General features: G+C 40.4%; 19 protein-coding genes and 1 pseudogene. 12 read left to right on the plus strand and 8 right to left on the minus strand.

Annotation, left to right across the window (positions count from 1 at the left end; translation table 11 throughout):
* The first annotated feature begins 129 nt into the window (after window positions 1–129).
* The 3 genes from FCR06_RS00255 (at window position 130) to FCR06_RS32300 (ending at window position 3,331) form a co-directional block, all read left to right on the plus strand.
* Window positions 130–1,434, plus strand: coding sequence for a chloride channel protein (locus tag FCR06_RS00255; protein ID WP_138496868.1), 1,305 nt, complete (start codon window positions 130–132; stop codon window positions 1,432–1,434).
* A gap of 489 nt (window positions 1,435–1,923) precedes the next feature.
* Complete coding sequence (gene modA, locus FCR06_RS00260; protein ID WP_138496869.1) at window positions 1,924–2,715, plus strand: molybdate ABC transporter substrate-binding protein; 792 nt, start codon at window positions 1,924–1,926, stop codon at window positions 2,713–2,715.
* Window positions 2,716–3,169: 454 nt separating this feature from the next.
* The gene (locus FCR06_RS32300) at window positions 3,170–3,331 is read left to right on the plus strand and encodes a hypothetical protein (RefSeq protein WP_189523278.1); all 162 of its coding nucleotides are present in this window, start codon (window positions 3,170–3,172) and stop codon (window positions 3,329–3,331) included.
* Window positions 3,332–3,829: 498 nt separating this feature from the next.
* Here the strand turns inward: FCR06_RS32300 and FCR06_RS00265 are convergent, their stop codons facing one another.
* Together FCR06_RS00265 and sipA are read right to left on the minus strand one after the other, a co-directional pair.
* Entirely contained in the window at window positions 3,830–4,387 is a 558-nt protein-coding gene (locus FCR06_RS00265) for a peroxiredoxin (protein WP_138497153.1), read from the minus strand.
* A 57-nt stretch (window positions 4,388–4,444) separates the two neighbouring features.
* Window positions 4,445–4,687: a regulatory protein SipA gene (sipA, locus tag FCR06_RS00270; RefSeq protein ID WP_138496870.1), complete on the minus strand. Its 243-nt coding sequence runs from the start codon at window positions 4,685–4,687 to the stop codon at window positions 4,445–4,447.
* 485 nt (window positions 4,688–5,172) lie between these two features.
* On the opposite strand from sipA, the gene FCR06_RS32305 reads away from it, so the two are divergent.
* On the plus strand, window positions 5,173–5,331 hold the full coding sequence (locus FCR06_RS32305; RefSeq protein WP_189523279.1) for a hypothetical protein: 159 nt from the start codon (window positions 5,173–5,175) through the stop codon (window positions 5,329–5,331).
* A 62-nt stretch (window positions 5,332–5,393) separates the two neighbouring features.
* Here the strand turns inward: FCR06_RS32305 and FCR06_RS00275 are convergent, their stop codons facing one another.
* From FCR06_RS00275 to FCR06_RS00295, 5 genes and pseudogenes are all read right to left on the minus strand, one after another.
* Complete coding sequence (locus tag FCR06_RS00275; RefSeq protein WP_138496871.1) at window positions 5,394–7,121, minus strand: NFACT family protein; 1,728 nt, start codon at window positions 7,119–7,121, stop codon at window positions 5,394–5,396.
* Between the two features lie 549 nt (window positions 7,122–7,670).
* Window positions 7,671–8,906, minus strand: a pseudogene (locus FCR06_RS00280) (glycosyltransferase family 4 protein); the annotation flags it as partial.
* Between the two features lie 800 nt (window positions 8,907–9,706).
* The gene (locus tag FCR06_RS00285; RefSeq protein WP_138496873.1) at window positions 9,707–10,204 is read right to left on the minus strand and encodes an RNA recognition motif domain-containing protein; all 498 of its coding nucleotides are present in this window, start codon (window positions 10,202–10,204) and stop codon (window positions 9,707–9,709) included.
* A gap of 624 nt (window positions 10,205–10,828) precedes the next feature.
* Window positions 10,829–13,069, minus strand: coding sequence for a M48 family metallopeptidase (locus tag FCR06_RS00290; protein ID WP_138496874.1), 2,241 nt, complete (start codon window positions 13,067–13,069; stop codon window positions 10,829–10,831).
* Window positions 13,070–13,442: 373 nt separating this feature from the next.
* Window positions 13,443–15,071, minus strand: coding sequence for a peptide chain release factor 3 (locus FCR06_RS00295; protein ID WP_138496875.1), 1,629 nt, complete (start codon window positions 15,069–15,071; stop codon window positions 13,443–13,445).
* 124 nt (window positions 15,072–15,195) lie between these two features.
* Between FCR06_RS00295 and FCR06_RS00300 the strand changes: the two genes are divergently transcribed.
* On the plus strand, window positions 15,196–15,555 hold the full coding sequence (locus FCR06_RS00300; RefSeq protein ID WP_138496876.1) for a DUF4870 domain-containing protein: 360 nt from the start codon (window positions 15,196–15,198) through the stop codon (window positions 15,553–15,555).
* A 645-nt stretch (window positions 15,556–16,200) separates the two neighbouring features.
* A complete protein-coding gene (gene hemB / locus FCR06_RS00305) occupies window positions 16,201–17,181 on the plus strand; it encodes a porphobilinogen synthase (protein WP_138496877.1) in 981 nt (326 codons plus the stop codon).
* Between the two features lie 275 nt (window positions 17,182–17,456).
* Here hemB and FCR06_RS34125 read toward each other — a convergent pair whose 3' ends face one another.
* On the minus strand, window positions 17,457–17,582 hold the full coding sequence (locus FCR06_RS34125) for a hypothetical protein (RefSeq protein WP_262984630.1): 126 nt from the start codon (window positions 17,580–17,582) through the stop codon (window positions 17,457–17,459).
* A 254-nt stretch (window positions 17,583–17,836) separates the two neighbouring features.
* Between FCR06_RS34125 and FCR06_RS00310 the strand changes: the two genes are divergently transcribed.
* The 6 genes from FCR06_RS00310 to FCR06_RS00335 all read left to right on the plus strand — a co-directional run bounded on the left by FCR06_RS00310 (window position 17,837) and on the right by FCR06_RS00335 (window position 23,403).
* A complete protein-coding gene (locus tag FCR06_RS00310) occupies window positions 17,837–18,130 on the plus strand; it encodes a helix-turn-helix domain-containing protein (protein WP_138496878.1) in 294 nt (97 codons plus the stop codon).
* 651 nt (window positions 18,131–18,781) lie between these two features.
* Entirely contained in the window at window positions 18,782–19,765 is a 984-nt protein-coding gene (locus FCR06_RS00315; protein ID WP_138496879.1) for an alpha-ketoacid dehydrogenase subunit beta, read from the plus strand.
* A 183-nt stretch (window positions 19,766–19,948) separates the two neighbouring features.
* Window positions 19,949–21,367 (plus strand): protein translocase subunit SecD, encoded by a 1,419-nt coding sequence (gene secD / locus FCR06_RS00320; protein WP_138497154.1) that lies wholly within the window; start codon window positions 19,949–19,951, stop codon window positions 21,365–21,367.
* A complete protein-coding gene (gene secF / locus FCR06_RS00325; protein ID WP_138496880.1) occupies window positions 21,364–22,335 on the plus strand; it encodes a protein translocase subunit SecF in 972 nt (323 codons plus the stop codon). The genes secD and secF overlap by 4 nt, the downstream gene beginning before the upstream one ends.
* Window positions 22,336–22,406: 71 nt before the next feature.
* Complete coding sequence (locus FCR06_RS00330; RefSeq protein ID WP_138496881.1) at window positions 22,407–22,820, plus strand: hypothetical protein; 414 nt, start codon at window positions 22,407–22,409, stop codon at window positions 22,818–22,820.
* 115 nt (window positions 22,821–22,935) lie between these two features.
* Complete coding sequence (locus FCR06_RS00335) at window positions 22,936–23,403, plus strand: GNAT family N-acetyltransferase (protein WP_138496882.1); 468 nt, start codon at window positions 22,936–22,938, stop codon at window positions 23,401–23,403.
* The last annotated feature ends 31 nt before the right edge of the window (window positions 23,404–23,434 follow it).

The raw sequence follows: 23,434 nt of genomic DNA on the forward strand, positions 1-23,434 counted from the left end.
TAAATCGCTAAAGTTGAGCCTTTAGGCGATTTTCACAGTGATTTGCTTGAGCGCAGATTTTTTATTTACACTACTATCAGAAATGTCAAATATCATAGATTTTTGATTCATTCAGTTAGGAAATCAGCAGTGCTACCAAATAACCCTACTCCTGCAAATCAAAATCAACGCTGGAAGTTTTTACAACTTTTTGGAATAGTAAGACGTAATCCTTTTTTCATTTCACGATGGGTTTTACGCTGGATAGTGTTGGGGACTGTTTGTGGTCTATTTGCTGGTTTGTACTGGAATGTTTTAGAAATAATGACTCACCAGTTAGAAAGGTTTGAGGGTGTGAGTCTGCTAATAGTTATGCCAATAGCTGGATTAATTATTGGCTTGGTAATTCATTTTTTAGGCAATCCTGGGGAAATTGCTGTGATTGTCGATAATATCCATTTCCGTGGCGGACGTTTGGATACACGAAAAAATCCAGCGATGATTCTCACTTCTTTGGTTAGTATCGCTGCTGGGGGTAGTGCAGGTCCAGAAGCCCCATTAGTACAGGTTACAGGTTCTTTTGGTACATGGGTAGCCGATCGCCTCCGTCTGGAGGGCGAAGACTTGAGAACTACGACTTTAGCAGCAATGGCAGCTGGCTTTACCGCCTTGTTTGGCGCACCATTAGGTGGGGCGATGTTTGCTTTAGAAATTCTTCATCATCAGCATATCGTTGAATACTACGAAGCTTTAATGCCAGCTATTGTTTCTAGTTGCGCTAGCTATTTAGTATTTGCTTTGATCGCCCATTTAGGAATTGCTCCCACCTGGCATTTTCCTCAATACAGTTTACAGAATATCGATGATTTTGCTTTGGCTATCGTCTTTGGAATCATCGGCGCTGTTGCAGGCTGGATTTTTATGATTATTTTTCGCGGCTGTGACAGACTGTTAGCCATGCTTCGTGGGCCAGTTTATCTACGTACCACATTAGCAGGATTAGGCTTAGGTACTTTGGCAAGCTTCTTACCCCTAACGCGCTATTTCGGACATGAAGAATTAGAGTCAGTCTTAAATACTAATTTTTCAGTTGTTTTTCTGTTAATTTTAGCTTTGGGTAAGATGGCATCTATCAGCATTACAGTTACTGGTGGGTGGCGTGGCGGTTTCATTATTCCCTTATTTTTTATCGGTACTTGTATTGGTAAAGCAATTGCAATTTTAATTCCGGGGCTGAATCCTGCACTAGCTATGATTTGTACAATGGCAGCTATCAATGCAGCAGTGACACGCACACCCATAAGTACGACTTTGTTGTTAGCAAAATTAGCTAATTTTAGTCCGATTACGCCAATTCTTTTTGCTAGTTTGATTGGGTTTTTTCTCGCACCAAAAGTTCCCTTTATAGCTTCTCAACTTAAATCCGAGCAATCTCTTGAAGAGATACAAAGTTAAAAAACTTTATCAAAAAATATGTTTATATTAATTCCGATTTAAGGCGATCGGTAAAGTCGTATCAGCGGCTAAATGCCGCGTGTCGTGGTGTGTTTCCATTAATTCCGATTTAGGGCGATCGGTAAAGTGAAGATTCCTACAGTAGCGTTGAACTATTGTTTAATGGTTTCCATTAATTCCGATTTAAAGCAATCGGTAAAGATTTCGTTCAAGAGCCTTTGCCCCGTAAGGCTTTCAGCCACCAAATCGACACACCTCTGAAAAAGATTATATATCTTGTGCGAAATTAAGTAAAATACATACCTCAAACCCTTGTCCTGTAACCCATCGACACACCTAAACGAAGAATATGGGGTTTTGGGGATTCGATGAGGTGTGTAGATGAACATCCAATGAAGATTTTACCGGTATAGTTGGGTAAATTTTGGTATTTTTGGTAGGATTCTACCTAGCATCAATTTTACGAAAAAACTCTCAAGCACCTTTTCCATGAAAAGAAGACAAATTCTTGGCTTCCTGGGTATAGCAATTGCTGGATTACTGGTAGCAATTGCTATACCCTTAGTTACTCCTTCTCCCGTAATTGCCCAGTCAAACAACATACTTGTGTCAGCCGCCGCTAGCTTAAAAGATGCGATGGAAGAAATCAAGCCTCTGTACCAACAAAGTAAATCAGATGTGAATATTACTTATAATTTTGGGGCTTCTGGTGCTTTGCAGCAACAAATTGAGCAAGGTGCGCCAGCAGATGTTTTTATTTCGGCTGGCAAAAAACAAGTCGATGCTTTAGAACAAAAAGGACTGCTTTTACCAGGTACCCGCACTAATCTAGCAAATAACCGTCTGGTTTTGATAGTACCTAACGATGTTGTGGGTATTAGTAGCTTCTACAATTTAACAGATAGCAAGATTAAGAAAGTTGCGATGGGTGAACCCAGAAGTGTACCCGCAGGGCAATATGGGGAGCAAGTCTTAAAGAAATTGAAACTTTACGATCGCCTCAAACCCAAATTAGTGTTTGCTAATAATGTGCGTCAAGTCTTAGCAGCGGTAGAAACTGGTAATGCTGATGCTGGTTTAGTTTACGCCACTGATGCCAAAATCTCCAACAAGGTAAAAGTTGTAGTCGCTGCTGATGATAAATTTCACTCACCGATAGTCTATCCGATGGCTGTCCTCAAAAGCAGTAAAAATCCTTCTGCTGCTAAGGAGTTTGTCCAGTTTTTATCTGGCGCTCAAGCTAAAGATATACTCAAAAAATATGGGTTTATCGTGCGTTAATAGCTAGCAGCTTGTTGGATAAATCTTAGTGGTTCATCCCAAAAATTTTGATAAGTTTGTAGTCAGTACTTTAGTGCTTAAATATTTCCAAATTAAAGTCCTCACTTGAAACGCATTTAACTTACAAAATCAATGAGATGAACCACTAGCACCGTGATACGTTCGCCCTCATTAGTACCCTAAGTCCTGTTTATAAAGAAAAATTATTATCAAATAGGTTTTTTAAAGATTTTAAATAGTTATTTGATTTATGCTGTGTCCTGTAGAAACATCAATCAAATTAACGCCTGTAATCTTGAGTTTATGAGACAATAAGTAATTAAAAAGAGATAATGACACTAATGTCTATTTAAAAAGCCCTGAAATACTAAACTTTATAACTTTTGGTTGATGAGACTGCTATCTAGTTAAACGAAAATTTATTTGTATTTGAAATAAATATCAGGGAAAAAATATGTCCAGAATCAAAATTACTGATTTGCAACCAGACAATCAAGTTGAAGAACGAAAACTATCACAACTAGAATTGATGACAATCATCGGTGGAATTCAACTGAAGCTTCTAGGTAATAATATCCTGGATGCGACATTCGGAGGTTTTAGATTGATAATTTAAATTTAGCAATATTCTTGCAGACACAGATTCTACAAAAATTAATCTAAAATATTCCTGGTATGCAAACTGACAATCAAACCAATACCATTTAGGATTTTGTGGAAAGTCTTACCACTAAAAATCGGCAATAGCTTGCAATAATACCACTCCTAAGCTAAACCACATCTAGTTTGCATATCTAAAATTTATATAACTCTTGTGGAGTGGGCATCTTGCCCGCTCTCATTATGCAATTTAAATGTGGAACAGTTTAATAGACCTTTCAAAGACATATTTTAGATTGGGAATGAACTTCTGTGTCTGCATTTTGTAAATTCATCTGTTGCAATCAATTTTAAAATTGTTATTAATACCTTTGCCAAATTAAAAAAAATTTTAATTCATAGGTTGAGTTGAGCAAAGTGAACCTAACGTATTAAAAAATGGCAAAGTATTTTAATATCAGAACTAATTACTAGCCTAAGCTATAAAAGTGAATTTTTAACTTAGGCTAATTATTTAAGAAGCTGTGGACTGCAATTTTTCTAATCGTGCTAGTACTTCTGAACTGTGGATGTTCGGGTTAACTTTGACGAAAGTCTGGCGCAAGATGCCTTGAGGATCGATGATAAAACTGTGGCGCATAGATAAGAAACTGAGCCACGAACCGTAAGCTTTACTTACTGAACCATCAGTGTCAGCCAATAGCGGGAATTTTAGTCCCTCTGAATCACAAAATTTAGCGTGGGAATCAATGTCATCAGCACTGACACCGAGAATTTGCGTCTTTTTTTGGAGATACTGGGGTAAATCTTGCTGAAAACGACGAGCTTCTATAGTACAACCAGAGGTAAAGTCTTTAGGATAAAAGTACAAAACTACCCACTTACCGCGAAAGTCAGAGAGGGAGATTTTGCCATCGCCTGTGTTGGTTGGCAAAGTAAACTCCGGTGCGGGTTGATTAATTGCAGGAAGTTTACCACCAAGAGCATTAGCACCAGGGGTAAAATTCAGCCAGCTAATAATAGAAATACAGCTGGCAAATAATATACACAAAAAAGTGCGGCGGAAAATCATAGTAAAAATCAAAATCACAACTTTACATAAGTTTACAATTTTTGGTTGCTACTAATCTCACTCTGAGTCAGATTGGGGAGGAATATCTGTGCTTTCGATATATTGGCTATCTAAAAGAAATGCTCCTCTTGTGAAGCGAATACCCCAATATCCACCAGGTCTACGGTCAATAACTATACCTTCTTCACCAATATGAATCACATCGGGAGGGCGTAGCATAGGCATAGGTTCAGCAGTTTTGATATAGGGTGGTAATGCGATAACACGGACTTTACTACCAATAGCGAATTCTTTAGACATTTTATTTGTATTTTGCAAATAATTTTTGGAAATGATATATATAGAGCATTACGGTTAATTTTAAGCCGTCTTTGATTTACATTTGACGAATTAATTAGTAATTCATCTAACTAAAATCCAAAAAAAGTTTATTAGTAATAACAAAAAGACCAGCCTCCCACAGCTGGCCTAAAAAATTTTTTTGCGTTGTCTTCTCAAGAGAGTTAGAACCCAATTGCGCGTTCCTAAAATGCAACGGGCAACTTTTCTTAACAATATTGTAACAGCCAACACAGATTTTTCAGAAATTTTCATCAAAAAAAGATATAAGCAAAACTTAAAAGCCTCTATCTATAAGAATAATTCGGTACGACGCAGGGTATAGATGGGGGGATGAGGAAAATAACTCTTAATTCCTCACTCATCAGTCATCAATCATCAGTAGACCTCTTGCAAAAGTCCTTCTTTGTGTTCTCTTCTGTGCGTTTGTGTCTTGGAAAGTTCTGATGCCTCCGGCAAGCCCTATGGGTTCGGGGGATCGCAATCGACGGAAACCGCCAAGACCGCGACCCCCTCACCGCAAAGCGTCTACGGATAGCACAGCGTTAGCGAGTCTGCGAGCGTCGGAAGCTGGCGCTCAGACTTTCGGTTGCGCCTCTGCGTGAGACAAAAAAATATTTATGCAAGAGGTCTAGTCAACAGTTAACACTCTCTGTTTGCCTAATGATTAATGACTAATGACTAATTGTGGTTTTCCCCAAAGGATGCTCTCTTGCTTGTAGATGGCAATTCCTGGTTTTGCTCCTTTAGGTTTGTAGACGTGTTTTAACTGAGTGTATACTACTGGCACTTGGTCACTCTGACGGGCGCGACTGTAGTAAGCGGCAAGATTAGCTACAAATTGTAAATCAGCTTCTTCTGCAACAGCACCAGGTTCAAGACGTAGTAGCACATGGCTACCTGGAATTTCTTGAGCGTGAAACCATAGGTCATAATCCCCAGCTACACGAAAAGTCAATTGGTCATTTTGGCGATTGTTACGACCGATTAAAACTTCAAAGCCGCTAGGGGTCAGATAATGATAAAAGTTACTTGTAGAGGTTTCATTATTGGTGCGATCGCGGTATTCTGGATCTTCAAGATACTTTTGCCCAATCAGTTCTTCGCGGATTTCTTCTAAAGCTTGCAAATCTTGTGCTGTTTGATAGTTGTCTATTTGGTCGATCGCAGCTTGTACTTGTTCCAAATAGTCAATTTCTGTCTGCGCTTCTAAAAGTAGCGGTTCTACAGCAGAACGGGCGCGTTTGAGTTTTTGGTGCTGTTTGTAAAGACTTTGGGCATTTTGGACGGCATTTTTATCTGGTTGGAGAGCGATCGCTATCGGCTGATTAGTCTCAAAATCTGGKATAATTATCTGTTTCATCCCTGGTTCCCAGTTTTGCAGGTGAGCCATTAATAAATCTGCTTTTTGCCGATACTCATCAGCTCGATCTGATTGTTGCAAGCGTGTCTTAAAAGTTTGAGCTTTATTCTGTAATTTCGCCAAAATATTATTTAATTTCTGGCTCAACTGATGGCGCAATTGAGAAAATAGCTGTTGATAGAGTTGGTCGCTATAGTAACGGTTGAGTAATTCTTGAGTGTCTTTGACGCTTTCCACTCCACCCCAACCCATTACTGTATAGCCATCTTTTGTCCAAGCGGGTTGAAATTTGCTCGAATCCAAGGCTTGCAGCCATTCTTGCCAACGCTCAAACAATCTTTGCCAATCGTCAGGTTTGAGGGTGTCGGTGGATATTTCTGGTGGAATATTTGCTATTAATAACATTGATTCTAACAATGCTGCACTCAAACCACTATAACTTTTGAGTAATTGCCGCTTGATTGCTCCTGGTACTAAGCTTACGCGTTCTTGCCAGCGTTGTTGAGATTCGCTCAAATTGGGGATAGTCCCAATAAGTTTTGGTGGTGTTTCGTAAGGTTGTCCGGTTTGGATAGGACGGACACTAGATTGTTGCTGACTGACTTGATGGGCAGCAGTAATAATTATATTGCTAGCGTCAGTGAGAATGACGTTGCTATACTTGCCCATAATTTCTGCGTAGATATGATATAGGGCGTTTTCTCCAGGACGCCGAGCAAATTGTAAATCAATAACTCGTTCCCAAGGGGCGATCGCTTCAATTGCTACTAAAGCCAAACCAGCCAATTGGTGTATCAGTTGTTGGCTAAAAGTGAAGGTATCAGGAATTCGTGGTGGCGGATCACCGATGCAAATATGTGCAGCTTGAGGATGCCAAGAAATCTCTAGCCAACCCCGTTGTTTCAAAGTGCGTAATGCTATGGCAATAGTGTAGCGATCGCGCTGATAAACTTGCTCTAAGCGTGATGGTAGCCAGTTTGCACGAATTTCGCTACAAGCAGCTGTGAGAGTGGTAAAGTCAACTGGTTGCAAAGCGATTAGTTATTAACATTCAAATGGTAGCGATCGCTATGCTTTTATTTTCGTTTAGTCAAAGCATAGCACACCTCAACTATCATAGCGGTTATAGCAGTCCTAATCGAGTCAAGCATTGGTTATTTGTCATTAGTCCTTTGTACCAAATAACTAAGGACAAGTGACAAAGGACAACCATAACGATAATTTTCACTTTCTCGTTTAGAAGTTCTATATAAAAGCAAATTTGTCAATCAACTTCTATGCAAATATATAGGGTAAGTAAATTCTACTAATTAAACTAACAGTAGAAATTACTCACCCTAGAAAAGTATTTATAATAAATATATGGTGACTAAGGAACTAGGAAAATAAAATTGTTGCTGACTTTCGAGTTACCCATTCACCATTATCTCTAACGCCAGAGAATTATTTAGCTACCAAAACTGGCTGTTTTGCTTTTGAATGCATTAATTCGGCAGTTGAATGCACTAATTCTTTTGCTGTTGATTGCACTAATTCGGCTGCTGAATGTACTAATTCTTTCGCTGTTGATGCTAATGGTTGTGGCTGCAACAGTTGAGTGTAAAGTTCACTCAGTTGATTAGCAACGCCATCCCAACTAAACTTAGTTTCAACGCGCTTTCTACCAGCTTTACCGAGTTTGTCTCGCCATTCTGGATTCAACAAAATTCTGTCGATCGCATTTGCAAAAGCAGCTACATCTTGCGCTGGAGCTAATAAACCAGTTTCTTCGTTAACTACAGTAAACTGAAGTCCACCAACATCACTAGCTACCACTGGTGTACCGCTGGCCATCGCTTCAATCGCCACGAGTCCAAATGGTTCGTAGTGACTGGGAACAACGCAAACATCAGCTGCTCCGTAATAAGTTGGTAAAACATCTTGACTCAAACGACCGGCAAAGGTGGTAAAATCACTCATCCCTAATTCGTTAACGATTTGCTCAATGCGATCGCGCTCAATCCCGTCGCTATTACCTGGAGTACTACCACCACCAATAATTAACTGCACTTTGTTACAGTCACCCACTTTAGACTCGCTTACTGCACGTATTAAGGTTTCTATGCCTTTGCGTTGGTCAAAACGACCAACATATAATACAACCTTGGTTTCTGGATCAATTCCCAATTCTAATCTGGCTGCATCTCGTCCAATCGAACCAAATCGCTGAATATCTGTACCGCAGGGAATAATATCAATATTGCCTTTAGTCGAAACGAGCGATCGCATATGTTCTTTTTCTTGAGGACTAGTCGCGACAATTCGCTCTGCTGTCTCAAGCACTTGTTTTTCCACTGCTAATCGTTGACTGGCAATCTGCGGAATATTTTCTATAGTATTATATTTTACTGCTCCTAAAGAGTGGTAGGTGTGAACCTGTTTAACTCCTTGGATTTTCTTCAACTCCATACCTACCCAGCTGGAAAGCCAGTAGTTGGTGTGAACTAACTGGTAGGAGATACTGTTTTTTCCTTGAAATTCAAGAAAATTATCTATAAATTCTGGTAAATATCCAAAAATATCATCTCGTGGCACAAATTCCAAGGGGCCTGCTTTTAAACGAATCGTTCGACAATTCTCGCTATGTTGAACGATTGAATCTTGCTCCAAACTTACCTTACGGGTAAACATATCAACTTTCCATCCTATCTGCGCTAATGCTTCACCCACATGGCGCACGTAAACATTTTGTCCTCCAGCTTCTTCTTTCCCTATTTCAATCGCTGGGTCTCCGTGGACGGAAATTAAGGCAATACGTTTTTCGGTGGTAGAGTTCATAGTCTGTGTGTTGCTGATTGTAACAAAGTTTTAGCCGATCCCAAGTTAACGTATATATAGAGTACGCTGACCTGAGTTATTTAATAACTTTGATTAATGTTGAGTTTAATTTAGTATAGATAATATTTTTTTACATCTTCTGCCAGAAATAGGCTTTAAGATTAAGTACCAGATGTTTAATTATTTTTATACTAAATATTTATTACATATATAATACTTATGATAGATGAGATTCTATTCTTTATTTTTTAATAGGAAGCAAATTTCATAGAGTTGGCTGATTACAACAGCTAACGGACGCTGGGTGAACTCAGCATGATTAAAGGAAAAATCGCAAAAAACTCAACTTCCCCAGTCTGACTCACAAAAAAGTTTTTCATTTATACCTTTTATAGTCGTACTTCCAATAGATAGGGACAATGTTGATTGCTCAAAGCAATCAAGCAACTATCCGCTTTGCTATCGGTGCGAAAATGATAGGTGAAAGAACTAACTAAAATCTACTACCACTAGGTCAAATGAAAATTAAAAATGCTCATGTTGAAACAACATACACGCGCTGTAGTATCTCATACCATTAAGCTACCAGTTATTTTGGTTTGAGTACCGTTCGACAAATTGTGCTTTATAAATAGGAATAGCAACCAACACGCAAACCCAAATCTACGGGATTTGCTAGCAGTTAGAAAATTATCTGCAAACAGTTTTTAATTAAGTAGCTAGACAAGAATTAACAATTAAAAATTAAAAATCAAAAAAATAATTCTGATTTTTAATTTTTAATTTCTCTCCCTTAAGGATTAATTTGTAGTTTGTGCAGCTAGCATTTGTTTGAGCTTTTCTAATTCTGAAGCCCAACGGGGATCTGGACGAATAGCGTCTGACTCTGTAGTCGTAGTGCTTTCACGAGAACCTCCGCCACCGCCACGACGAGGCTTCTTAGAGCCTTTATCACGACGGCTACCTTCTTTATTAGTGTTAGGAGTAGGGTTATTACTAGCAACATTAACTGCTTTAGGAGCTTGCTCCTCGCCCTCCTCACCCTTTGTACGAGGTAATGCCTTCTCTAGCTTGATGGGAGTGTCTTTAAACATCTGACCATTATACTTTTCAATTATTTGGTCAGCTTGTTCGTCATTATTGACCGTCAGAAAACCAAAACCACGGCATTTGCCAGTTTTACGGTCTTTAATTAATTTAGTAGTTACAGCATCACCTTCAGCGGCAAAAACTGCTTGTAGATCTTGACGATCAATTTCTTCTTTAGGCAAATTACCTATATATAGGCGAACGGACATGAACTATACCTCCAACAGATGAATGAACATGGCAAGGTGAGAAAACCATTACTTGGCTTTGGCTTTTAAATAGATGCTATTGACAATGACTGCCACCAACCAATTTTTTTGTTCCAAACTATCAACCTATACAATACAGTTTTTCGTTGGGATCAAGCTTAATTAATCCAAAGGCTCACACTACAATAATGAGCTAATAACACCTTAATTCTAAGAATTGTAAATTTAATAGCCTACTGTCTGCCAAAGTACACGCTTTCTTTAATGCCCTTTTTCGCAGAATAAAATACCATTCTTTACATTACCACGGTATTTTCTACCTAGCTAGTTTAGCGCATACATTTTCGACTTTAGTATTATTGCATCGTAACATAAAATACATTTTTTCTTCAAGACGCTATTTATAGAAACAAAAACCAGCCAGTGGCTGGTTAATTTGCTGCTGTGTTGAGAGGATGAAAAGGTATGGAAGGGGGAAAAAGCATCCGAATTGATCACAAAGCGATGAGGCTGAGTTATGTCGGTTGCTATTGTTTGTGTAAATAAATGTAACACTTGGGAATAAAACCTGCAACTTTTGTTTACATTGTCTTTTGTCATTTGTTCTTTGTCCAAAGCAAATGACTAACCAGTGAGAAAAATATATGCACCCCAAGCTTGTGCTGCAACTGCTAAAGCAGTAGACCAAATGGGATGAGGGCTGTGAAGGGTTTTACCAGTTTGAGTTTCTAGCGTTTGAATATCGATCCAAGGTGTTGCTCCTCGGCGGAACCAACCTGTGACGATAATTTGCCGACCAATCAAATCTTGGTGATTGAGTGATTGTCCCAGCCAAGAAACGTGGTGTAGTTTTACTAAGCCTGCGCTTGATTGTAAGATTAAGTCTTGGGCTAAGGAGTTGCTAGTGCCTTGACGACCTAATAATTTGCCCACAAGACGCACGCTGATGCTGTCAATGGGTAAGGCAGAAGGGTCAGCTAATAAGTTGGGCAGGCAGTCATCAGTTTGCACAGTGGCAGATTTAATATCGGGGAAGAAAGAATTAATCCGGATCACTGTACCGATACTAAAGCCAATCAAAAGGCAGCCTGTAATGAAAGACCAATCTTCATAGATCCACTTGAGATTTAAAAATCGAAAAGTGAATGCTAATTGCCACGTTAGCCAAACCAAACCAGCAAACAAAAACCCTAAAGGAATTCCCAACCAGGGAGCGATTTGTAATAAGAAAGACTGACGCTTAACCTTTAATGCCTGTTGGGTAGGGAAATGTAATTCGGTATCTAGATGCCAGCGATCGCCTATTTGGCAGAGGCGTTGGATGCGATCGCCTATTAGAGCATGGCTATTATTAATCGTAAACCATCGGCGATAGGGATTGACAATATCCCATTTCAAAAAGGATTCAAAAGAGAGATTACTGGCAATAGTGCCTAAAGAAAGACTTTGTTGGTGGCTAATCGGTGCGACGATATTTAAGCTTTCCAACTGCCAACTAGTGTGTTCTTGTTTTTGGATATCAGCTGCGATTCCAATAGCAATTTTGAGTAAAGCCCGAATTAGAGCATTGGGATTACCAGTAACTTCGGCTGCAACGCGATCGCTATAATAATGCCGCAACCGTGACAACCACAATCCAGTCCCAGTCAGCAAACACCAAACTCCATAAATCAGACTAGCCACAATTGTCACAGGAGTGCGCCAAATTTTGCCTGATATGCCATCACCCAACTTTGATACTTGCTCATATACCTTATAAGTTGGTAGTGTCACCAGCAACAACAAAGACATGACTACAAAATCCCAGTGAGCAATATGCCCTATCTGAGTGGCGTAAATGATCGCAATTTCATCATCTGCTAATTGCTCTAACAACCCTTGACTGATTACAATCCTTGCGTTCCGTGGTAGACTACCATAACTAAGAATAATTGGTGCAGCCATCGGTAAAATTCGCAGTTTGGGTAACGGCCAGTGCCGTTGTTGGCAACAACGTTGTAGCACCCGAACGGCTTCTCGACTATGAGCATTCAATATATCTTTGGTAAATTCTCGTTGACCATAAAAGTTTGCTAGCAGCAAATCCAGCAACCAAGGTGATGCTCCCATCAAAATTACCAGCACGATTAGCAACAGTCGCGTAGGGTCATTGTATAAAAATTGTAATGGTTCTACATAGGGAAGTTTGTCTAAAGCCTGGTTGATAAATCCCAATATTAATTTGAGGATTTCTCGCATTACCCAAAACAGAGCGATGAATGTTCCTGCTGCTAACAGGCGCAAGGGAATTAATTTTGGCTTACGTAAAGGTTGCCATGCCCTGGCACGTTGTGCTTGTCGCCAATAAATAACGCCGAATAGTTTGGCTTGGGTGCGGGTGACAGAACCCATGAAGCCGTTGAGAGGCGGCGAAGGTGGAGGTGGTGTGACAGTAGCTTTGAGTTTAGCTAGTGGCACCATCGTTGGGATATTATGGGTGTTGGTTTGTGTTACTTCATCTTTTGGCTTCTCCTCTAATGCAGGAGTATCTGGGGGTGAATTCTCAAAGGCAACAAATCCAGTTTCAACATTTTTTGATTCTACTTCAGGTTTTTTACGTTTTGTCAAATGTTCGAGAGCGCGTGTTGCCCACTCTTGAACTTGGGGATTGTTACTCTCGATCAGACTTTGGGAAAAAGCGATCGCTTTGGAGACTTCACCAGTGCGGGCATAAGCCATCACTAAACCAACCCTTGCTTGTAAATTAGCAGTCGCATTAGTCTCACTGCTAGCAAGAGGTTCTAACTGAGCGWTCGCTGTTTGGTAATTTCCCTGCTTGAGGGCAACTAAACCAGCCTCCAAAGACGATTTGGCATGTGAAGGCATACAAATTCTGGCACTCCAATCTCTTCTAAACGATCCACGTTTGGGCAAAAGCGCGAACCTCAGATGCCGTGGGAATCAACTGTGCCCAGCTAAGTCCACCTGTGCGAACAAAGGAGTCAGAATTCAGGAGTTAGAATTCAGGAGCAAACCCCCAGACTGCCAATGCTCTCGTCAACAGTCAGAATTGAATTCTGTACTACTAGCGGATGCATTAAGTGAGTTGAAGATCCATCAAATTTTTAATTTGATTCTCTTGAATCAATCAAAGACTGGGACTTTCACTCTCTTGAAAAGTTCAGCTTGCAGGAAGCCTTGGCCGTAACTTTTGGCTGATTAATTCTGAATTAACTAATTCTGAATTCTGTATTTTTCTTCATTCCTCCACTGGTTGTTGACTAGAAAACACTGGGGCGATCGCGCTTAATTTTAATTCTGGATGGTCGCCCTCTAATTGTTGGCAATTCCATTCATTCCGGAATAGCAACACTGGGCGTCCCATACTGTCTTTGAATGTAGTGGTATTGAATAAACGTCCCACCTTATTTAATGCTTCCCAACCACCTTCAACCCAACGGGCGACACTGTAGGGTAATAAATCTAGTATGGTTTCTACACCATACTCGTTTTGTAAACGAAACTGCACCACCTCAAATTGCAACTGACCTACCGCCGCTAAAATTGGATCGCGCTTGGCTTCATCAGTTGAATACATAATTTGCACAGCACCTTCTTCACGCAATTCCGCAACGCCTTTTTGGAATTGCTTAAACTTCGAGGGGTTGGGGTTTCTGAGAGTTGCGAACAATTCCGGCGAAAAATACGGAATCCCTTCATATTCCAGCTTTTGCCCAGTGTAAATTGTATCCCCGATCGCAAAAACACCGGGATTGTTCAAACCGATCACATCGCCAGGATAAGCCTCATCAATCGATTCCCTTTCCTGAGCAAAGAGTTTTTGCGGACGGGATAGACGGACAAGTTTACCAGTGCGAGCGTGATTCACCATCATATCTTTTTCAAACTTACCAGTGCAGACCCGGACAAATGCGACGCGATCGCGGTGTTTCGGATCCATGTTTGCTTGCAGTTTGAACACAAACCCAGAAAACTCTGGGTATGTGGGGGGAACTTCGCCAACAGTGCTGTTGTGGGAACCGGGTTTGAGGGCATAGTCTAGGAAGTACTTGAGGAATAACTCTACCCCAAAATTTGTCATGGCGCTACCAAAGAACACTGGCGTCATTTTGCCGTCATGTACCAACTGCAAATCTAGTTCTGGACCAACTCCATCTAACAGTTCTAGATCGTTTTTCAGTTGATAGTACAGGTCTTGTTCTAGCAGCTGTTCTATTCTTTGATCGCCTAATTCTACTATGGTATCACGAGCTTCTCGGCTGCCGTGGGCACTGCGTTCAAACAAGTGAATTTGTTGCTTGTGTCGGTCAAAGACACCTTTAAAGCGATCGCCCATGCCGATCGGCCAGTTTACGGCATAAGTTTGCAATCCCAATTCTTGCTCAATCTCGTCCAAAAGTTCTAAAGGTTCTCTTCCTGGGCGATCAAGCTTGTTGATAAATGTAAAAATCGGGATACCCCGCAGCTTACACACTTCAAACAATTTGCGGGTTTGCGGTTCCAAACCTTTGGCCACATCAATCAGCATCACTGCATTATCAGCCGCAGCCAGAGTTCGATAAGTATCTTCACTGAAGTCTTGGTGTCCTGGTGTATCTAATAAATTTATTTGGCAGTTCTGGTATGCAAATTGCAACACCGTGGAAGTAATGGAAATACCCCGTTGTTGTTCCATTGCCATCCAATCTGATGTAGCCTTGCGCTGTGCCCGTCGTGCCTTGACTGCCCCTGCTTCGTGAATCGCACCTCCGTATAGTAGTAGCTTTTCAGTCAGTGTAGTTTTACCAGCATCAGGGTGAGATATAATTGCAAAGTTGCGGCGAAGTTCAACTGCGCGATCTAGTTCAGGCTCAAGTTCAATTGACATAACTGTATTTGTTTGTAACTTAACTTAATTTTTTTTGACTTTGGTAAGTCTTTTAATCTTAAGACAACGATGCTCGTGATAGGGTCGTAATATAACCAATAATCTGACTAAATAGGAGAAACGAATGTACGACACAGACAAGCGAAAGCTTTTATCGGCCTTGTCTCATGGAGCCATTTTTTTTAGTACCACTATTGTATCTGTAGGTATACCTATTGCCATACTGCTCGTATCTGACGATCCTATTGTTAAAGAAAACGCCAAAGAATCGATCAATTTCCACTTTAATGTCTGGTTTTACGGAGCGATTTTAGGAGCGCTATTCATTTTATTCGGTTGGTTGGTCTTACCATTATTGTTACTGGGACCATTAGCAGGTATTGGCTATTTTTTGCATTGGGGACTAACAATTTGGGCAATCACCCAGGTTTTTAGTAATCCTGATATACCTTTTCGCTATCCCTTTATTTTCCGAGTTTTTTAGCATAAATTCTCGGCATTTGACATTGGGCATTGGTAATTATGGGTTATTTTTTATTTTTGTTGTTGTACTTTGATGCACACAACTAATAGCCGGCTTTTACCAGCAGAGGGTCTAAAAATCTTTAATTTGTCAATTTTGAATCATTTATTGTTTATAGATACAATGCCCTATGCCCATTTTCATTTTTAATATGTTTTTTAGTTCGTTGGATACATGTCACAATAATTTGTAATTAATAACGACGCTTCTATGTCGCTAACGCTACGAAAACAGTTATTCGTAATTTTTCACCCCATACTTTAATCGAGGGCTTGAAAAATGGCTATTCTTATCTCCATCAATGAATTGAGAGGTTTGTACCATTAATTACAAATTACGTTAGCGAAGCAGTAGCGATAGCGAAGCGTTAGCGACGGAGGAGCGTCGGAACGAGCGTCATTACGAATTACGAATTACGAATTACTAATTACTAATTATTGGGTCAGCAAAGCTGTAAAATACAAAATTGCCCCACAGTCTCGATTAAGAGTAGGGCAAATGTCAGTTAAGCACTTTTTGTAGTCTGTCTGATGGCACGAAAGTTTTATCCTGCTTTTGTGACGGTTTGTTTTGTGTCCATTTGCGTTGTTTTTCTGAAGAAAATCTATGTTTCCTACACATCGCCCTCGCCGTCTGCGTACCCATCCCCAACTGCGCCGAATGGTTCGTGAAACTGTTTTGACAACAAGCGATTTCATTTACCCACTATTTGCCGTACCAGGTGAAGGAATCGCTCATGAGGTCAAATCGATGCCCGGAGTATACCAGCTTTCGGTAGATAAAATTGTCGAAGAAGCAAAAGAAGTTTATGACTTAGGAATTCCTGGAATCATTCTATTTGGTATTCCGGCTGATAAAGATGTGGATGCCACTGGTGCTTGGCATGATTGTGGTATCGTCCAAAAAGCTGCAACTGCTGTAAAAGCAGCAGTACCAGATTTGATTATAGTTGCTGATACTTGTTTGTGTGAGTATACCAGTCACGGACACTGTGGTTATCTGCAAGTTGGTGATTTAACAGGACGAGTTTTAAATGACCCAACTCTAGAATTGTTGAAAAAAACAGCAGTTTCCCAAGCAAACGCCGGTGCTGATATCATCGCGCCTTCGGGGATGATGGATGGCTTTGTACAAGCAATTCGTCAAGGTTTGGATGAAGCTGGATTCCAAGACACGCCGATTTTGTCTTATGCTGCAAAGTATGCTTCGGCTTATTATGGACCATTTCGGGATGCCGCAGATTCGACGCCACAATTTGGAGACAGAAGAACTTACCAAATGGACCCAGGTAATAGTCGCGAAGCAATTAAAGAAATTGAATTAGATATTGCTGAAGGTGCTGATATGCTCATGGTTAAGCCAGCTTTGGCATATATGGACATTATCTGGCGCGTGAAGGAAGCGAGTAATTTACCTGTTGCAGCTTACAATGTTTCTGGTGAGTATTCGATGGTGAAAGCTGCGGCTCTGAATGGTTGGGTGGATGAGCAACGTGTGGTTTTGGAAACTTTAACTGGGTTTAAACGTGCTGGGGCGGATTTGATTTTGACTTATCATGCTAAAGATGCAGCGCGATGGTTAAAGTAGGGTGGGCAATTGAATAGTAACGATTTAATAAATCTCACGCCAAGACGCGAAGGTGCAAAATTTTTTGTATTTTGGTGTTTGGGCGTGAGATTGTTGTATTTTGGTTTGACTGATGCAAAATTTCAAATTTTGAATTCCTAAATATGAAGTACAAAATTTAAAAATTTAATATTCTAAACTCTTCTAAAATTTTGTGTTCCTTCATCCATTCGCAATAAAAACACAGGTCTATACATTTTAATAGCCTAAAAACTAAAGATAAACAACGTTTTCATTTATTCTAGAGTAGGCATATTTAAAATAATTTGTAATTCATCATTCAAGTTAGTTTGAGATGCCGATTTAGCCGCATTTGTCCCAATTACTGCGATGTCTGCGACTGCTACACGCTTACGGATCAAACGTAACCTTTATCTAGACGATGTTTCGGGCTTTTTTGATGAATAATAACTAAATTGGTTGATTTTTAAATGTTAACTAATTACATTTCATGTACATTTTGTAAGTGATAATACACAAATAAAAGATTTTATCATTTGCTAGAGGGCGAGGCGATCGCTTATAAAAGAAGATAGTTAATAAATTTTTCTCAACTGGCATTTAATGTCAATTGATTTAACAAAAGCATTCAATATTTTCGAGGGGAGCATGGGATATGGATATGCAAGTCCTGAGAGAGCGTGCTGGTCTTAGCCGTACGGAGGTTGCCTTCAGGCTTGCAATCAGTGAAACCAGTGTTCGCAACTGGGAAGCTGGGCGTACTGAACCTACAATGACGCCAAAAAAATATTTAGATGCCTTGCGTCTGTTCAAATGTACACCTGAAGAGTTGGCAACGGCAAGTGAAAAGTCAATTAATCAGCGACATAAACGCAAGCCAGGTAGACCGAGACGCTTTGCACACACTCAAGTATCTCTAGTAACTGATTCCCCAGTTTGTAGCTCATAACTTGCTCAATATATGGCTTGTTTGGGGTAAAGACTTGAAAAACCGATAAAAATCTAACTTAAGAATGTAGATTTATTAATTTGCAATTTATAATTTAAGATTCGTTAGTTGTATTGATAACCTAATGTTTCTCAGGTATTGGTGCATTAAGCTGATATGAACCCAACACTAGTCAGGCATTTGACCATCAGCTACTCATTGTGCCCCTGTTATGGAGCTAAAGTTTAAAGTTTAATTTTGCTTTAGTGAACAGAGTTCCGCTTCTACCACTGCTTGAAAGATAGAATTTTACTCTTGATGAACAAATTTCTCGCACCTGAAGTATAAAAAATCAGCAAAGTTCTCCGAATCTATTTGATGAGTAAGGAGACATTTAATACCGTGTATTTACGTACATAGGAGAATTGAGTAGCAACTCTGATATAGTTGTCTCGGCTATTTATCCCTGTTTAGAGGGAAAATAGCAATTAAACAAATACTACAGGAGATGTATATTACAAATAATTAATAAAGCAACTTTTGAGCAATTCTTAGGTCTATGCCTGGGGCGGTTAATTTAAACAACCAAACTCCAACTAGTGCGATCGCTCACGGTATTTGCCACAGCCACACGATAAAATTCTAAAACCATAATCGTACTAAAAGGTCTAAATGGCAGAAACACTATTCTTCAACGCCTTGCGTGAAGCCATTGACGAAGAAATGGCGCGTGACTCCAGCGTATTTGTTCTTGGTGAAGACGTGGGACACTACGGCGGCTCCTACAAAGTTACCAAAGACCTGTACCAAAAGTATGGCGAACTCCGAATTCTAGACACCCCCATTGCCGAAAACAGCTTTACCGGCTTGGCAGTGGGAGCCGCCATGACTGGGTTGCGCCCCATCATCGAAGGTATGAATATGGGTTTTTTACTTCTAGCCTTCAATCAAATATCCAACAACGCTGGGATGCTGCGCTATACTTCTGGCGGTAACTTCAAAATTCCCATGGTCATTCGCGGCCCTGGAGGTGTGGGACGGCAGCTAGGGGCTGAACATTCCCAGCGATTAGAAACCTACTTCCAAGCGGTGCCAGGGTTGAAGATTGTTGCCTGTTCCACACCCAGAAACGCTAAAGGACTACTAAAATCTGCGATCCGCGATGATAACCCGGTGTTGTTCTTTGAACACGTTCTACTTTACAACTTAAAAGAAGATTTACCAGAAGAAGAATACCTGCTGCCCTTAGATAAAGCAGAACTTGTGCGTCAAGGTAAAGATGTCACAATTATAACTTATTCCCGGATGCGCCATCATGTACTGCAAGCAGTAAAAACTTTGGAGAAACAAGGATACGATCCAGAAGTTATTGATTTAATATCTCTTAAACCATTAGATTTTGATACCATTGGTGCATCAGTAAGAAAAACCCATAAAGTCATTGTGGTAGAAGAATCTATGCGAACTGCGGGTATAGGAGCAGAAGTCATCGCTTCAATTAACGATCGCTTATTCGATGAATTGGATGCACCAGTACTGCGGCTTTCTTCCCAAGATATCCCCACACCATATAACGGTAATCTGGAGCGATTAACAATTGTCCAACCAGAGCAAATAGTGGAAGCTGTAGAAAAAATGGTAGCTTCGCGGGTGTAGATCCTGGGGACTGGAGATGAGGTAAACTTTCAATTACGAATTACGTTAGCGATAGCGAAGCGTTAGCGACGGAGGAGCGTCGGAACGAGCGTCATTACGAATTACAAATTACCAATCCCCAATCCCCATTCATAACTCTACAAAAGAGCGCTATTATAGCCTTTGTCAGTTGCGAGTTATGGTATGCAAAGACAGCGATCGCTATTAATCTTGATTTTAGTTCTGGTAATTGCCGCAATAACGGTGATTGCTACAATTCCGATACCTCTTGGACTTGACTTGCGGGGAGGTTCACAGCTAACAATTCAGGTGAAACCATCAGCGGAAATTCCCAAAATCACTGAACGAGAATTGGAAGGTGTGAAGAAAGTTGTCGAAGGTCGGATCAATGGTTTGGGTGTTTCTGAGCCAGTTATCCAAACAGTCGGCGCAGACAAGATATTGGTGCAACTACCAGGGGTCAACGACCCAGAGCAAGCCGAACGGGTGCTAGGAGGTACGGCGCAGTTAGAATTTCGCACGCAAAAGCAGAATACAGAAACTCAACTGTTAGCTTTCCAAGCATCGCGAAATCAATTGAAAGCAAAGCAACAAGAGTTGAGAAACAGTAACGATAAAGCCGCAATTACCAAAAATCAAGAAGATTTACTCAAAAATAATCAAGCGATCGCCCAATTGTTTGAAAGCACCAATCCCCCGCTAATTGGTAAATACCTCAAGGATGCTTATGGTGAACCCACTCAAGGTAACAATTGGAATGTTGCCATTCGCTTCGACCAAAAGGGTGGTGAACTTTTTGCTCAACTGACAAAAAACCTTGCTGGTACTGGGCGCAGTATTGGTGTTTTTCTCGACAATGAACTGATCAGCGCTCCTACCGTCGGTATTGAATTTGCCTCTACTGGTATTACTGGAGGCTCTGCTGTAATTACAGGTCGGTTTACTGCACAAGAAGCTAATGACTTAGGTGTACAGCTACGCGGTGGCGCATTACCTGTACCAGTAGAAATAGTTGAAAACCGTACCGTTGGGGCAACCTTAGGTAAAGATAGTATTCAACGTAGTATTTACGCTGGTATTGGCGGATTGCTATTAGTATTGATTTTTATGTTAGTTTACTACCGACTGCCAGGGTTAATTGCCGACTTTTCTTTGATTATCTATGCGCTATTGACCTATGCCACCTTCGCTTTGCTAGGTATTACATTAACTCTCCCTGGTATTGCTGGGTTTATCCTCAGTATCGGCATGGCAGTTGATGCTAATGTATTGATTTTTGAGCGCACCCGTGAAGAACTTCGTGCTAGTAAAACTTTATATCGTTCTGTAGAGTCAGGATTCTACCGAGCTTGGTCTAGCATTTTAGATAGTCACGTCACATCATTAATTTCTTGTGCCGCACTGTTTTGGTTAGGAGCAGGTTTAGTTAAAGGCTTTGCTTTGACATTGGCGCTAGGCTTAGGGGTGAATTTATTTACTGCCATTACTTGTAGTCGCACACTGCTATTCCTAACATTGGGATTTCCCAACTTGCGTAAGCCAGAGTTATTTTGTCCCAATCTTTCAACGTCAATTAAGTCTGGTGCAGAGGTGCAGTCATGAAACTTAGTGTCATCAAACGTCGGAACTTGTGGTGGGTAATTTCTACCACCCTGATGATCATTAGCATTATAGCGATGCTGATTTCTTGGCAGCAACTAGGCGCACCGCTACGTCCCAGTTTAGATTTTGTTGGTGGTACGCGACTACAATTTGAACGTGATTGTGCACAACCAAACAACTGCACTCAACCAATTAATATCTCCGATGTCAGAGAAGTAGTTGACGCTCAGAACCTGAATAATAGTAGCATCCAAGTTGTTGGTAAAAACCAACAGGGAATATCTATTCGCACAAAGACATTAAATGTCGAACAACGCACCCAGTTACAAACAGCTTTGAGTGAAAAAATTGGAGCCTTTGACCCAAAAGCCACTCAAATAGACATCGTTGGGGCGACACTTGGTCGTCAGCTATTTACCCAAGGGTTATTAGCTCTGGTTGTCTCCTTTGCTGGGATTGTTATTTATTTAAGTGTGCGATTCCAGGTAGATTATGCCGTAATCGCAATTCTTGCCTTGTTCCATGATGTTTTGATTACACTCGGTGCTTTCTCGATCTTGGGATTAGTAGCAGGTATTGAAGTTGATAGCCTTTTCGTTGTTGCTATTTTAACTATTACTGGTTTCTCGGTGACAGATACTGTGGTAATTTACGATCGCATTCGGGAAATACTGAATCTACATCCTAACGATGGCATTAATAAAGTTGTCGATGATGCAATCAATCAAACTTTAACACGATCAATCAATACCACGTTAACAGTTTTGCTAACATTATTCGCCCTATTCCTATTTGGCGGCGAAACCTTGAGAAACTTTGCCCTTGCCTTAATCATTGGATTTACAATGGGTGCATATTCAAGTATTTTCATTGCCGGTTCTCTCCTGGCTTGGTGGCGAGAACGTAGGAGTCAACCCAAGGAACTACTTAGCACTGAGATTGATACATCTGCTTCACAGGATACTTAAACTTGTATATATTTCAAAATTGGGTGAAAGTATTTTGAATTACTCACTCACCCCTTGCAATTTTATTCCCTATGGATCAACCAGAAGAACCATTAACTACTGTCTCAGACTTTGAGAAATCTGACCCATCGTTTGCTCAACAAGTACAAAGGCTACATCAGCTTCAAGTGTATGGTAGATGGCTGTTTGTCGGCTGTTTATGGCTCACCATTGCCCCTATTAGCTTGTGGAATTTACGTACAGAAATTTCTTTATGGCAACAATATTTTACTTGGATATCAGTGCGATATGGACTTTTCTATCACCCGCTATCTACTTTTGGTTTAGCTTTTTGTATCGGAATGACCGCTGCTGTATTAGTTTGGCAAAGTCGTAATATTTTACTGGGATTACCAGAGCAGGAAAAACAACGTTTAGAAAAACAAGTTTATCGAATACGTCAGCAAGGGCCAACTCATCCTTTATGGAAGTGGGTTTGTCATTGAATATTGCCTTAGGTGAGTAAATTTTCTCTGGTTGCATATACATATACACATTCGGCAATTTCTAGCAAAATATGATTTAGGAATAGCTAAGATCCAGCCAAAGTGAGTGCCATACATGAACAATCMTCAAATTCAATTTAGCGATCGCAAGTCTGAAATTGACCTTTACCAACTTCAAGAATTGTTAAATATTTCAGCTTTTTGGGCAAAAGGCCGCAGTATTGAGGATTTAAGTATAGCTATTGCCAACAGCGAGCCAGTGATTTGTGTTTGGGATAGTGAGCGGCTGATTGGCTTTGCTAGAGCAACATCTGATGGCATATATCGCGCAACGATTTGGGATGTTGTGATTCATCCAGAGTATCGAAGTAGTGGTTTGGGAAGCAATTTAGTGGAAACCGTTTTGAGTCATCCCCGCATGAGATGGGTTGAACGCGTTTATTTGATGACTACTCACCAACACGAATTCTACAAAAAGATTGGTTTCCAATCCAACACTACTACTACGATGGTATTGTATAACTTAGCTAACCTTAGTTTTCTTGCTGATACAGAAGTTGAACTTCAACAATCACCTAAATAGTGCTGACTGATGACTATTGAGTGTTGAGCTA

Origin of the sequence: Nostoc sp. PA-18-2419, from assembly GCF_005869855.1 — a bacterium.
Classification (GTDB): Bacteria; Cyanobacteriota; Cyanobacteriia; order Cyanobacteriales; family Nostocaceae; genus Nostoc.

Coding starts and splice junctions, on each gene's coding strand:
- modA (WP_138496869.1), top strand. CDS start 1,924: ATGAAAAGAAGACAAATTCTTGGCTTCCTGGGTATAGCAATTGCTGGA.
- FCR06_RS32300 (WP_189523278.1), top strand. CDS start 3,170: ATGTCCAGAATCAAAATTACTGATTTGCAACCAGACAATCAAGTTGAA.
- FCR06_RS00265 (WP_138497153.1), bottom strand. CDS start 4,387: ATGATTTTCCGCCGCACTTTTTTGTGTATATTATTTGCCAGCTGTATT.
- sipA (WP_138496870.1), bottom strand. CDS start 4,687: ATGTCTAAAGAATTCGCTATTGGTAGTAAAGTCCGTGTTATCGCATTA.
- FCR06_RS32305 (WP_189523279.1), top strand. CDS start 5,173: ATGCCTCCGGCAAGCCCTATGGGTTCGGGGGATCGCAATCGACGGAAA.
- FCR06_RS00285 (WP_138496873.1), bottom strand. CDS start 10,204: ATGTCCGTTCGCCTATATATAGGTAATTTGCCTAAAGAAGAAATTGAT.
- FCR06_RS00295 (WP_138496875.1), bottom strand. CDS start 15,071: ATGTCAATTGAACTTGAGCCTGAACTAGATCGCGCAGTTGAACTTCGC.
- FCR06_RS00300 (WP_138496876.1), top strand. CDS start 15,196: ATGTACGACACAGACAAGCGAAAGCTTTTATCGGCCTTGTCTCATGGA.
- hemB (WP_138496877.1), top strand. CDS start 16,201: ATGTTTCCTACACATCGCCCTCGCCGTCTGCGTACCCATCCCCAACTG.
- FCR06_RS00310 (WP_138496878.1), top strand. CDS start 17,837: ATGGATATGCAAGTCCTGAGAGAGCGTGCTGGTCTTAGCCGTACGGAG.
- FCR06_RS00315 (WP_138496879.1), top strand. CDS start 18,782: ATGGCAGAAACACTATTCTTCAACGCCTTGCGTGAAGCCATTGACGAA.
- secD (WP_138497154.1), top strand. CDS start 19,949: ATGCAAAGACAGCGATCGCTATTAATCTTGATTTTAGTTCTGGTAATT.
- secF (WP_138496880.1), top strand. CDS start 21,364: ATGAAACTTAGTGTCATCAAACGTCGGAACTTGTGGTGGGTAATTTCT.
- FCR06_RS00330 (WP_138496881.1), top strand. CDS start 22,407: ATGGATCAACCAGAAGAACCATTAACTACTGTCTCAGACTTTGAGAAA.